Raw genomic sequence first — 11,995 nt, 5'->3', positions numbered from 1 at the left:
TAAGCGGAAGCCATGACGATGACCGGATACAGCCTCGGAGACCTCTTCCCCGAGATTTTCGATGCTGAGGCCGCCAGCCAGCAGGTGCATGGCGTCGCCTTCGACAGCCGCAAGGTGACCGGCGACGACGTCTTCGTCGCGCTCGCAGGCGCCAAGGCGGATGGCGCGCGCTTCATCATGGATGCGGTCGGGCATGGCGCGATCGCGATCGTCTCGGGGGGACCGCGACCGGCGGACCTGCCGGCCGGCGTCGCCTTCGCCCAGGTCGACGATCCCCGGCTCGCGCTGTCCCTGGCTGCGGCGAAGATCCATCCGCGCCAGCCGAAGACCATCGTCGCGGTGACCGGTACCAGCGGCAAATCCTCGGTTGCCGATTTCACCCGCCAGATCTTCCAGGCGCTCGGCCATGAGGCGGCGAGCGTCGGCACGATCGGCGTGGTGACGGCCAAGGGCGCCGATTACGGCTCGCTTACGACGCCGGACCCGCTTTCGCTGCACGCCTCGTTCGACAAGCTCGCGGGCGAGGGCATCACGCATCTCGCGATGGAGGCGTCCTCGCACGGGCTCGACCAGCGCCGCCTCGACGGCGTGCGCCTGAGTGCCGGCGCCTTCCTCAATCTCGGGCGCGACCATCTCGATTATCATCCGAGCGTCGAGGAATACCTCGCCGCGAAGCTGCGGCTCTGGGATCTCCTGCCGGCCGGCGCGCCGGTGGTGATCAACCGCGACGAGCCCTATGCGGAGGAGGCGGCGCAGGCTGCGGCCAAGGCCGGGCATCCGATCATCGGCATCGGCCGCAAGGGCGAGACGCTCACGCTGTTGCGCAACGAGCGCGATGGCTTCCTGCAGCGCCTGACCATCGGTTTCGACGGGCGCGAGTTGACCGTCGCGTTGCCGCTGGTAGGCGACTTCATGGCCGGCAACGCGCTGGTCGCGGCCGGACTCGCCATCGCGACCGGCGAGGACAAGGCTGCTTCCTTGCAGGCCATTTCCGGCCTCAAGGGGGTCTCGGGGCGGTTGGAGCGCATCGGCGAGGCCAATGGCGGGCTCGTCGTCGTCGACTTCGCCCACAAGCCCGATGCACTCGCCGCGGTACTGACCACCCTGCGTCCCTACACGACCGGGCGGCTGATCTGTCTTTTCGGCTGCGGCGGCGATCGCGACAAGGGCAAGCGGCCACTGATGGGCGCGATCGCAGCCGAGAAGGCCGATATCGCCATCGTCACCGACGACAATCCCCGCAGCGAGGACCCGGCGACGATCCGGGCCGAGATCATGGCCGCTTCGCCGAAGCTCAGCGAGATCGGCGGGCGCGAGGAAGCGATCCGCGCCGCGGTGAAGATGCTGAAACCGGGAGATTTGCTGGTCGTGGCCGGAAAAGGTCATGAAACCGGCCAGATCATCGGCGACCGGACGCTGCCTTTCTCGGATCAGGACGTGGTTCGCAAGGCGCTATCGGAGTTGAAATGATGGGCGGCCCGCTCTGGACCGGAGACAAGCTGATCGCGGCGCTGCGGGCGCAGGCCGAAGGCGCCGTGCCGCCGGTCGTGACCGGCGCCTCGATCGACACCCGCACGCTGGAGCCGGGCGACGTCTTCTTCGCCATCACCGGCGAGGCGCGCAACGGGCATGATTTCGTCAAGGGCGCGCTCGACAAGGGTGCGGCGCTCGCCGTGATCGACGAGGCCCATGCCGCTCAGTTCGAGGGCGCGGGGGCTCTCGCCGTCGTGCCGGACGTGCTGAAGGCGATGGAGCATGCCGGCACCGCGCGCCGTGCCGAGCTCAAGGCCGGCATCGTCGCGGTCACGGGCTCGGTCGGCAAGACCGGCACCAAGGAGGCTTTGCGCCTCGTGCTCTCGCGCCAGGGCAAGACCCATGCGCCGGTCGCCTCCTACAACAACCATTGGGGCGTGCCGCTGACGCTGGTGCGCACCCCCGCCGACGTCGCCTATGGCGTGTACGAGATCGGGATGAACAGCCCCGGCGAGATCGTGCCGCTGGCGCGGATGGTGCGCCCGCAGGTCGCCATCGTCACCACGATCCAGCCCGTGCATCTCGCCGCCTTCGCCTCGCTCGAAGGGATCGCCGAGGAAAAGGCGGGTGTCTACTGGGAGCTGGAAAAGGGCGGCACGGCGATCGTCAACGCCGATATCCCGCAATCCGAATTGCTGCGCGACATCGCCAGATCCGGCCCGGCCGGGCAGATCATCACCTTTGGCGAAAGCCCGGATGCCGATGTGAAGCTGATCTCCTGCGCACTGAAGCCCGACCTGTCGACGGTCGAGGCCCGCGTCTTCGGCGAGCCCGTGACCTATCGGCTGGGCAGTCCCGGCAAGCATATCGTGCTGAACTCGCTCGCCGTGCTCGCTGCCGTCCATGCACTCGGCGCCGATCTCGCGCTGGCCGCGTTGGCGCTGGGCGACCTCAAGCCGCCGGCCGGGCGCGGCGCGCGCCAGGTGCTGCAGGCACCGGGCGGCAGGATCACGCTGCTCGACGAAAGCTATAACGGCAATCCCGCCTCGATGCGTGCCGCGATCGAGAATCTCGGCCGTCTGCCGGTCGAGGGCCGTGGCCGGCGCATCGCCGTGCTCGGCGACATGCTGGAGCTCGGGGCGACCGGCCCAGAGCTGCATCGGGGCCTCGCCGAGCCGCTGGTTTCGAACGGGATCGACAAGGTCTTCACCTGCGGCCCGCTGATGAAAGGGCTCCATGAGAGCTTGCCTTCCGCCATGCGGGGGGCTTATGCCGCAACCGCGAGCGAGCTGGAGCCGCTCGTGCTCGATGCGATCCGCGGTGGCGACACCGTCACCGTCAAGGGATCGCTGGGCACGCGCATGGGGCCGATCGTCAAGGCGATCCTCGCGCGTTTTCCTGCCGTGCCTGCCGAAGACTGATTCACAAGAGAACCCGCAGCATGCTCGTCTGGCTCGCCGACTTCGCCGGCACCTTCCCGGTGCTGAACGTCTTCCGCTACATCACCTTCCGCGCAGGTGGGGCGACCGCGACGGCGCTGCTCTTCGTGTTCTTCTTCGGCCCCTCGGCCATCTCCTGGCTCCGGATCAAGCAGGGCAAGGGCCAGCCGATCCGCACCGACGGGCCGGAATCGCATCTTGCCAAGCGCGGCACGCCGACGATGGGCGGGCTGATGATCCTGACCGGATTGTTCGTCGCCGTGCTGCTCTGGGGCAACCTGCGCAACCCCTATGTCTGGATCGTGCTCGGCGTCACCGCGGCCTATGGCGCGATCGGCTTCTATGACGACTATCTCAAGGTCACCAAGCAGTCGCACAAGGGCTTCTCGGGCAAGGCGCGCATCTCGATCGAGATCGTGGTCGCGCTGATCGCCTGCTATTTCGTCATGCAGACGCAGCCGCCGGCGATCGGTTCGGGCTTCGCGATGCCCTTCCTCAAGGAAGCGATCATCCCGCTCGGCATCCTGTTCCCGCTGGTCACCGCCTTCGTCGTGGTCGGCGCCGGCAATTCGGTGAACCTGACCGACGGTCTGGACGGGCTCGCCATCGTGCCGGTGATGATCGCGGCCGGCACCTTCGGCTTCATCTCCTATCTCGTCGGCAACGCGATCTTCGCCAACTACCTGCAGATCCATCATATCCCCGGCGCTGGCGAACTCGCGGTGATCTGCGGCGCGGTGATCGGCGCCGGCCTCGGCTTCCTCTGGTTCAACGCACCGCCGGCCCAGATCTTCATGGGCGATACCGGCTCGCTCGGCTTAGGGGGCCTGCTCGGCACCATCGCGGTCGCGACCAAGCACGAGATCGTGCTGGCGATCGTCGGCGGTCTCTTCGTCGTCGAGGCGCTCTCGGTGATCATCCAGGTCTTCGTGTTCAAGCGCACCGGCAAGCGCGTCTTCCTGATGGCGCCGATCCACCACCATTTCGAGAAGCTGGGCTGGACCGAGCCGCAGGTCGTGATCCGCTTCTGGATCATCTCCGTCGTGCTGGCGCTGGTCGGCCTCGCCACGCTGAAGCTGCGCTGAGAGTGCACGCATGACGCCCGTCACCGTTTTCGCTGGGCGCAAGGTCGCCCTGTTCGGCCTCGGCGGCTCCGGGCTCGCCACGGCGCGTGCGCTCAAGGCCGGCGGTGCCGATGTCGCGGCCTGGGACGACAACGAGAAGAGCCGCGAGAAGGCTGCGGGCGAGGGCATCGCCGTCGTCGATCTCGCCAATGCCGACTGGTCGGGCTTCGCGGCCTTCGTGCTCTCGCCCGGTGTGCCGCTGACCCATCCCGAGCCGCACTGGACGGTCGGCAAGGCCAAGGCTGCCGGCGTCGCGATCATCGGCGATGTCGAATTGTTCTTCCTGGAGCGGGCGAAGATCGCGCCGGGCGCACCGGTCGTCTGCATCACCGGCACCAACGGCAAGTCGACCACCACCGCGCTGATCGCGCATGTGCTCCGGCAAGCCGGGCGCGACGTGCAGATGGGCGGCAATATCGGCACCGCCGTGCTGGCGCTGGAGCCGCCGGCCGCTAACCGCATCCATGTCATCGAGTGCTCGAGCTACCAGATCGACCTCGCGCCCTCGCTGGCTCCGACCGTCGGCATCCAGATGAACCTGACGCCGGATCATCTCGACCGGCACGGCTCGCTGGAGAACTATGCGGGAATCAAGGAGCGGCTGGTCGCGGCGGCCGATATCGCGGTGATCGGCGTCGATGACGAGGCTTCCAAGCAGATGGCGCGCCGCCGCGCCGCCGGAGGCCGCCCGCTGGTCAAGATCAGCGGCGAGCAGCCGCTCGACGAGGGCGTCTTCGCCGGGGTCACGGCCAATCAGGGCCGGCTCGACACGCGCATCGTCGAGGTCAAGGACGGCAAGCCGCGCGTCGTCGCCAATCTCGCCGGCATCGGTAGCCTACGCGGCTCGCATAATGCCCAGAACGCGGCGGCGGCCTTTGCCGCCTGCTCGGCTTTGGGCCTGACAGCTGAAGAGATCGCGGCCGGCTTCAAGAGCTATCCGGGCCTGGCGCACCGCATGGAGGAGCTCGGCCGGATCGGCCGCGTCGTCTTCATCAACGATTCCAAGGCGACCAATGCGGATTCGACCGAGAAGGCGCTGACCTCCTTCCACGGCATCTTCTGGATCCTCGGCGGCAAGGCCAAGGATGGCGGCATCGACAGCCTGCGCCGCTATTTCCCGAACATCGCCAAGGCCTATCTGATCGGCGCGGCGAGCGACCTCTTCGCCGCGACCTTCGACGATGACGGGCGCGTCACTTACGAGCGCAGCGTCACGCTCGACAAGGCCGTGACCGATGCGACGCGCGATGCGCTGGCGGCGCCGGGCGAGGGCGAGATCGCGGTGCTGCTCTCGCCGGCCTGTGCCTCCTTCGACCAGTTCCCGAATTTCGAGGTGCGCGGCGACACGTTCCGCAAGCTGGTCTCAGGATTGCCCGGCTTCGAGCCCTTCGGCGGGAAGCGCTAGTTTCAACCCCGCCGCGCCGCCTCGATCTTGGCGACGTCGATCTTCCGCATCGTCATCATCGCGGCGAAGGCGCGCTTGGCCTCCTCGCCGCCGGCGGAGAGCGCTTCGGTCAGCGCGCGCGGGGTGATCTGCCAGGACAGGCCCCATTTGTCCTTGCACCAGCCGCATTCGCTTTCTTGCCCGCCATTGCCGACGATGGCGTTCCAGTAGCGATCCGTCTCCTCCTGGTCCTCGGTAGCGATCTGGAAGGAGAAGGCTTCGCTGTGCTTGAACATCGGCCCGCCATTGAGGCCGAGGCAGGGGATGCCGAGAACGGTGAAGGTGACGGTCAGCGCGTCGCCGGCCTTGCCGGAGGGGAAATCGGTGGGAGCGCGGAAGACCTCCTTCACCGCGCTGTCCGGGAAGGTCTGCGCATAGAAGCGGGCGGCGGCCTCGGCATCCTTGTCGTACCACAGGCAGATCGTGTTCTTGGCGATGGCCATGATCAGTCCTTTCGCTGTCGAAACTGGTGCGGGTGCAACTCCTCCCATGAGGACGACAATATGTGTCACGAGCGGCCTCCACATTTGATCGGCAGCACGAGTCCGATTTGAGGCGCGGGATCGATCGAAGGGCTGGACCCGCTGCCAGCGTGCCGCCGGGCGCGATGTGCCACTGTGGATGGCAGGCTTTGACACCGCCGATCCAGCGCATCGGAATCAATCGGTTAACCATTCATTGACAGAGTGATTCGCCGGCGAGGTCGACCGATCTCCGCCTCCGAGCCCTCATCCTGAGGAGCGGGCTTTCGTCCGCGTCTCGAAGGATGGTCCAGCTGTCTCCAGAGCTTTCTGGAGCATCCTTCGAGACGCGATCCGTCGGATCGCTCCTCAGGATGAGGGCTCGCCTCAACTTGGCGAAATGCCGACCGATGGAGCCAAACAATGGTCTCGCGCGCGGAACCTTCTCTCAGCGGTCGCTGGTGGTGGTCGATCGATCGCCTCATCCTGACCGCGCTCGTCGCCCTGATGGTCTCGGGCGTCGTGCTGCTGATGGCAGGCGGGCCGCCGGTCGCGGAGCGGCTCGGCCTCTCGACCTTCCATTTCGTCAACCGGCAGGCCGCCTATCTCGGCGCTGCGATGGTGATCTTCCTCGGGGTGTCGCTGATGACGCCGCGCCAGGTGCGCCGCGCCGCGCTGCTGATCTATCTCGGTTCGCTCGCCATGGTGGTGGCGACGCTCTATTTCGGCGTCGAGGTGAAGGGCGCGAGACGCTGGCTGACTCTCGGGCCGTTGGGCTCGGTGCAGCCGTCCGAATTTCTGAAGCCGGCCTTCGTGGTGATGGCTGCCTGGGCCTTCGCCGAAGGCATGCGCCGGCCCGACCTTCCGGGCACGATCCTGGCGCTGCTGCTGCTGCCGGTCACCATCGTGCCGCTCGTCCTGCAGCCCGATTTCGGCCAGACCATGCTGGTCAGCCTGGTCTGGTGCGGCCTGTTCTTCGTCGCCGGCCTGCACTGGTTCTGGGTGGTCGGGCTGGGGGGCATTGGCGCCGTCGGCATCGTCGTCGCCTATGAACTGGTGCCGCACGTCCGCGCCCGCATCGAGCGCTTCATGGACAAGGGGTCGGGCGACTCGTTCCAGGTCGATACGGCGCTGGAGAGCTTCGCGCAGGGCGGCTGGCTCGGCAAAGGTCCGGGCGAGGGCACGGTGAAGCGCATCCTGCCCGACGCCCATACCGACTTCATCTTCGCGGTCACGGCCGAGGAGTTCGGCATCGTGGTCTGCATGCTGCTGGTCGCGCTCTTCGCGGTCATCGTGATCCGGGCGCTATTGGTGGCGCAGAAGGCGGAGGACCCGTTCGTCCGCCTCGCCGTCACCGGGCTCGCGCTGCTCTTCGGCATCCAGTCGGCGATCAACATGATGGTCAACCTGCACATGATGCCGGCCAAGGGCATGACGCTGCCCTTCATCTCCTATGGCGGCTCCTCGCTGCTCTCGCTCGCTGTCGGGATGGGCTTCCTGCTGGCGCTGACCCGGCGGCGGCCGCGCTCCGTCGATTTCGGGCGCTGAGCCGATGGCGACGGGCAAGCTGATCATGCTGGCGGCCGGGGGAACCGGCGGCCACCTCTTCCCGGCGGAGGCATTGAGCCACGCGCTCCACGCCAAGGGCATGCGTGTGGTGCTGATGACCGATACGCGTGCCGCCGAATATGCCGGCAGCTTTCCGGCCGAGGCGGTGCATGCCGTGCCGGCGGCGACGCCGTCAGGGCGCTCGCCGCTGCAGAAGGCGGCGGCGCTGTTCGCCATCGCCAAGGGCACGTTCGCGGCGCGGCGGATCATCCGGCAGGTGAAGCCGGACGTCGTCGTCGGCTTCGGCGGCTATCCGACCGTGCCGCCCGTTCTGGGCGCCTCGCTTGCGGGCGTGCGCACGCTGATCCACGAACAGAACGCCGTGATCGGCCGGGCCAACCGCTTCCTCGCCGGACGGGCCGATGTGATCGCGACCGGCTTCGCCAAGGTCGGCGGTCCGACGGAAGCGCAGCAGGCCAAGTGCCGCCATGTCGGCAATCCCGTGCGCCCCGCCGTGATAGAGGCTGCGGCCCATGATTATGACCCGCCGGGCGAGGGCAAGATCAGGCTGCTCGTCTTCGGCGGCAGCCAGGGCGCGCGCATCATGGCAGATATCGTGCCGCCAGCGATCCAGCTCCTGACCGAGGCCGAGCGGGCGCGCCTGACCATCGTCCAGCAGGCGCGACCTGAGGACGACGAGCGCGTGCGCGGCATCTACGAGACGCTCGGCGTCCCGGCGACGATCGCGCCCTTCTTCAAGGACCTGCCGGCGCAGATGGCGGCGGCACAGCTCGTCATCGCGCGCTCGGGCGCCTCGACGGTGGCGGAGCTCACCGTGATCGGCCGGCCGGCTTTGCTCGTGCCGTTGCCGGGCTCGCTCGACCAGGACCAGGCGGCCAATGCCGCCTTCCTCGAAGGCGTGGGTGGGGCGATCCGCATTCTCCAGCCCGAATTCACGCCGCGCCATCTTGCCGCCGAATTGTCGAAGCTGATCGCACAGCCCGCGCACTTGACGACGATGGCGGCAAACGCGAAGAGCGCCGGCATTCCCGACGCCGCCGACCGCCTCGCCGATCTCGTGATCGCCACGGCCCATACTCCGAACTGACAGGATTCCAGGACCATGAAGCTGCCGCCGAAGCTCGGCTCCATCCATTTCGTCGGCATCGGCGGCATCGGCATGTCCGGCATCGCCGAGGTACTGCACAATCTCGGCTACAAGGTGCAGGGCTCGGACGCCTCCGACGGCGCCAACGTCAAGCGCCTCGCCGACAAGGGCATCACCACCTTCGTCGGCCACAAGGCGGAGAATCTCGGCGAGGCCGAGGTCGTCGTGGTCTCGACCGCGATCAAGCGCGACAATCCGGAGCTGCTCGCCGCGCGCGAGCAGCGCCTGCCGGTGGTGCGCCGCGCCGAGATGCTGGCCGAGCTGATGCGCCTGAAGAGCTGCGTCGCCATCGCCGGCACCCATGGCAAGACGACCACGACCTCGCTGGTCGCGACGCTGCTGGAGAAGGGCGGGCTCGACCCGACCGTGATCAATGGCGGCATCATCAACGCCTATGGCACCAATGCCCGCATGGGCGAGAGCGACTGGATGGTGGTCGAGGCCGATGAATCGGACGGCACCTTCCTGAAGCTGCCGGCCGACGTCGCGATCGTCACCAATATCGACCCCGAGCATCTCGACCATTTCGGCACCTTCGACGCGATCAAGGCGGCCTTCCGCTCCTTCGTCGAGAACCTGCCCTTCTACGGCTTCGCCGTGATGTGCATCGACCATCCGACCGTGCAGGGCCTCGTCGGCCAGATCACCGACCGCCGCGTCGTCACCTATGGCGAGAACCCGCAGGCTGATTTCCGCCTGATCGATATCGATCTCTCGGGCGGGCAGGCGAAGTTCACGCTGCTGATCCGCGACCGCAAGACCGGCCGCGACGAGGTCATCCGCGATCTCATCATGCCGATGCCGGGCCATCACAACGCGCTGAACGCCACGGCGGCGATCGCGGTCGCCTATGATCTGGGCATCCCGGTCCAGCGCATCCGCGAGGCGCTGGCCGGCTTCGGCGGCGTCAAGCGCCGCTTCACCAAGACAGGCGAGTGGAACGGCGCGTTGATCTTCGACGATTACGGCCATCACCCGGTCGAGATCGCGGCCGTGCTCAAGGCCGCCCGCGCCTCGACCAAGAACAAGGTGATCGCGATCGTCCAGCCGCATCGCTATACCCGCCTGTCGAGCCTGTTCGACGATTTCGCCGCCTGCTTCAACGATGCCGATACGGTGATCGTGGCCGATACCTATGCGGCGGGCGAAGCGCCGATCGCAGGCGCCGACCGCGATTCGCTGGTCGCCGGGATCAAGGCGCGCGGTCATCGCCACGCGCTGCCCTTGGAGAGCTCCGACAAGCTCGCCGGGATGGTGGCGGAGCTGGCGGGGCCGGGCGACTATGTTGTGTTCCTCGGCGCCGGCAACATCACGCAATGGGCCTATGCGCTGCCGGGGGAACTGGCGGCGTTGAAGGGGTAAGCCGGAATCGCCGCAATTGCGCCGTCATGCTTGGGCTTGAGCGCTCGCATGACGGGCTGTTCCGTCCCGGACCATCATGTTCTAAAGCGACGCCATGCCCTTCGCAGACCTCTCCTCCGCTATCCGCGCCTCGGCTCCCGATCTGCGGGGCCGGCTCCTCGCCAATCAGGAGCTTTCGGGCCTGACCTGGTTTCGCGTCGGCGGCCCCGCGCAGATCCTGTTCACGCCGGCCGATGACGAGGATCTCGCCTACCTGCTGTCGAAGCTGCCGGAAGAGATTCCGGTCACGGTGATCGGGCTTGGCTCCAACCTGATCGTGCGCGATGGCGGCATTCCCGGTGTCGTGGTCCGGCTCGGCGGCAAGGCTTTCGGCGAGATCGCGCTGGAGAGCGGCGACCGGCTGCGTGCCGGCACGGCGGTGCCGGACGTGAAGGTTGCGCGCGCTGCGGCCGATGCCTCGCTCGACGGGCTCGCCTTCTATCGCGGCATTCCCGGCTCGATCGGCGGGGCGCTGCGTATGAATGCCGGCGCTCATGGCGGCGAGACGACCGATGTGCTGGTCTCGGTGCGGGGCGTCACCCGCAAGGGCGAGATCGTGACGCTCTCCCATGCCGAGATGGGCTTCACCTATCGCAACAGCGCGGCCTCGACCCGCGAGATCATCTTCACTTCCGCCCTGTTCCAGGGGCGGCCGGGCGACCAGGCGGAAATCCAGGCTGAGATGGACCGGGTCACGGCAGCCCGCGAGGCGGCGCAGCCGATCAAGGAGCGCACTGGCGGCTCGACCTTCAAGAACCCCGAAGGCGGCAAGGCCTGGAAGCTGATCGATGCCGCCGGCTGCCGCGGCCTGCGCGTCGGCGGGGCGCAGGTCTCGGAGATGCATTGCAACTTCCTGATCAATACCGGCGGCGCGACGGCCGCCGATGTCGAGGGGCTCGGCGAGGAGGTTCGCCGCCGGGTCAAGGACAACTCCGGCTTCGACTTGCAGTGGGAGATCAAGCGGCTCGGGGTTGCGGCGTAGCCGGGGCTGCCGAGGCGCGGCGGCGTGAGAGGATCATCCCGACGATCGTGGAGCCCAGCACGATCGCGATGCCGAGGAACTGAAGCGGGCTCAGCCATTCGCCCAGAAGCAGGGCGCCGAGGATCGTCGCCATGGTCGGGCTGAGCAGCCCGAGGAAGGCGACGCCGGCACCCAGTGTCGTGATGCCCCTGATCCAGAGCCAGTAGGTCAGGGCCGTGCCGATGAGCACGAGATAGGCGAATCCGAGCCCGTTCAGGGCGGTTGGCACCGGCGGCAAGCCTTCGACGAATAGGGCAATGGGCAGCAGGATCAGGCCGCCGAGCGTGAGCTGCCAGGCCGCGATCGCCAGCGGCGAACCCAGCTTGCCCCAGCGTTCGATCAGCACGGTCCCGGTCGCCATCGATGCCGCGCTTAGGAGCCCGGCGATGATGCCGATCGCATCGGGCTTGGCGTGGGGATCGAGCACCAAGAGCGCGACGCCGACGAGACCGGCGAGTGCAGCGAGGATCTGGCCGCGCCCCGGACGCCGGCGGAGCAGGGGCCAGGCGAGCAGGCCGACGATCAGGGGCTGGGTCGAGCCGACGGTCGCGGCAAGCCCGCCGGGCAGGCGCGCCGCGCTGACGAAGAGCAGGGCGAAGAAGATGCCGATATTGGCAAGGCCGAGCGCCGCCAGCGGGAGGAGCTTGTCGCGCGGCGGCAGGCCAGGGCCGAGCGCCATCAGCAGCAATCCGGCGGGGAGGGCCCGCAGCGCGCCGACGAGCAGCGGATGATCCACCGGCAGCGTCTGGGTGAAGATGATGTAGGTCGTGCCCCAGATGCAGGGCACGAGGATCGTGGTCAGCAAGGTCCGGTTCAGCGGCATCTTGGCCTCCGATCGCGCGTCGCGCTTGGCTCATGGCGGCGCGGCTGCTAGTTTGATTTGATATGAGATAATTCGATATCAAATTATCTGACG

General features: G+C 67.7%; 10 protein-coding genes. 8 read left to right on the top strand and 2 right to left on the bottom strand.

Annotation, left to right across the window (positions count from 1 at the left end; genetic code table 11):
• The first annotated feature begins 18 nt into the window (after nucleotides 1-18).
• Genes ACFJGT_RS15625 through murD form a run of 4 tightly spaced genes read left to right on the top strand, consistent with a single transcriptional unit; the run spans nucleotide 19 to nucleotide 5,441 of the window.
• Complete coding sequence (locus tag ACFJGT_RS15625) at nucleotides 19-1,470, top strand: UDP-N-acetylmuramoyl-L-alanyl-D-glutamate--2,6-diaminopimelate ligase (RefSeq protein ID WP_377848999.1); 1,452 nt, start codon at nucleotides 19-21, stop codon at nucleotides 1,468-1,470.
• Entirely contained in the window at nucleotides 1,470-2,894 is a 1,425-nt protein-coding gene (locus ACFJGT_RS15620) for a UDP-N-acetylmuramoylalanyl-D-glutamyl-2,6-diaminopimelate--D-alanyl-D-alanine ligase (RefSeq protein ID WP_377848998.1), read from the top strand. Before ACFJGT_RS15625 ends, ACFJGT_RS15620 begins: the two co-directional genes overlap by 1 nt.
• Nucleotides 2,895-2,914: 20 nt before the next feature.
• On the top strand, nucleotides 2,915-3,997 hold the full coding sequence (gene mraY, locus ACFJGT_RS15615; RefSeq protein ID WP_377838913.1) for a phospho-N-acetylmuramoyl-pentapeptide-transferase: 1,083 nt from the start codon (nucleotides 2,915-2,917) through the stop codon (nucleotides 3,995-3,997).
• A 10-nt stretch (nucleotides 3,998-4,007) separates the two neighbouring features.
• Nucleotides 4,008-5,441: a UDP-N-acetylmuramoyl-L-alanine--D-glutamate ligase gene (murD, locus tag ACFJGT_RS15610; RefSeq protein WP_377838907.1), complete on the top strand. Its 1,434-nt coding sequence runs from the start codon at nucleotides 4,008-4,010 to the stop codon at nucleotides 5,439-5,441.
• 2 nt (nucleotides 5,442-5,443) lie between these two features.
• Here murD and ACFJGT_RS15605 read toward each other — a convergent pair whose 3' ends face one another.
• Nucleotides 5,444-5,917 carry a VOC family protein gene (locus ACFJGT_RS15605; RefSeq protein WP_377848997.1) on the bottom strand — a complete coding sequence of 158 codons (474 nt, stop codon included), beginning with the start codon at nucleotides 5,915-5,917 and terminating at the stop codon, nucleotides 5,444-5,446.
• Nucleotides 5,918-6,364: 447 nt separating this feature from the next.
• Between ACFJGT_RS15605 and ACFJGT_RS15600 the strand changes: the two genes are divergently transcribed.
• The 4 genes from ACFJGT_RS15600 to murB all read left to right on the top strand — a co-directional run bounded on the left by ACFJGT_RS15600 (nucleotide 6,365) and on the right by murB (nucleotide 11,040).
• On the top strand, nucleotides 6,365-7,489 hold the full coding sequence (locus ACFJGT_RS15600) for an FtsW/RodA/SpoVE family cell cycle protein (protein WP_377838901.1): 1,125 nt from the start codon (nucleotides 6,365-6,367) through the stop codon (nucleotides 7,487-7,489).
• A 4-nt stretch (nucleotides 7,490-7,493) separates the two neighbouring features.
• Nucleotides 7,494-8,597 (top strand): undecaprenyldiphospho-muramoylpentapeptide beta-N-acetylglucosaminyltransferase, encoded by a 1,104-nt coding sequence (gene murG, locus ACFJGT_RS15595; RefSeq protein ID WP_377838897.1) that lies wholly within the window; start codon nucleotides 7,494-7,496, stop codon nucleotides 8,595-8,597.
• 15 nt (nucleotides 8,598-8,612) lie between these two features.
• Nucleotides 8,613-10,019, top strand: a complete 1,407-nt coding sequence (murC, locus tag ACFJGT_RS15590) for a UDP-N-acetylmuramate--L-alanine ligase (RefSeq protein ID WP_377838894.1) — start codon at nucleotides 8,613-8,615, stop codon at nucleotides 10,017-10,019.
• A 94-nt stretch (nucleotides 10,020-10,113) separates the two neighbouring features.
• Complete coding sequence (gene murB / locus ACFJGT_RS15585; protein WP_377838890.1) at nucleotides 10,114-11,040, top strand: UDP-N-acetylmuramate dehydrogenase; 927 nt, start codon at nucleotides 10,114-10,116, stop codon at nucleotides 11,038-11,040.
• Here murB and ACFJGT_RS15580 read toward each other — a convergent pair.
• Entirely contained in the window at nucleotides 11,015-11,902 is an 888-nt protein-coding gene (locus ACFJGT_RS15580; protein ID WP_377838886.1) for an EamA family transporter, read from the bottom strand. The genes murB and ACFJGT_RS15580 overlap by 26 nt on opposite strands.
• Nucleotides 11,903-11,995: the final 93 nt, after the last annotated feature.

The organism is Allobosea sp. UC22_33 (genome assembly GCF_042700715.1).
Classification (GTDB): domain Bacteria; phylum Pseudomonadota; class Alphaproteobacteria; order Rhizobiales; family Beijerinckiaceae; genus Allobosea.
This window is presented reverse-complemented; position numbering and strand designations above follow the sequence as displayed.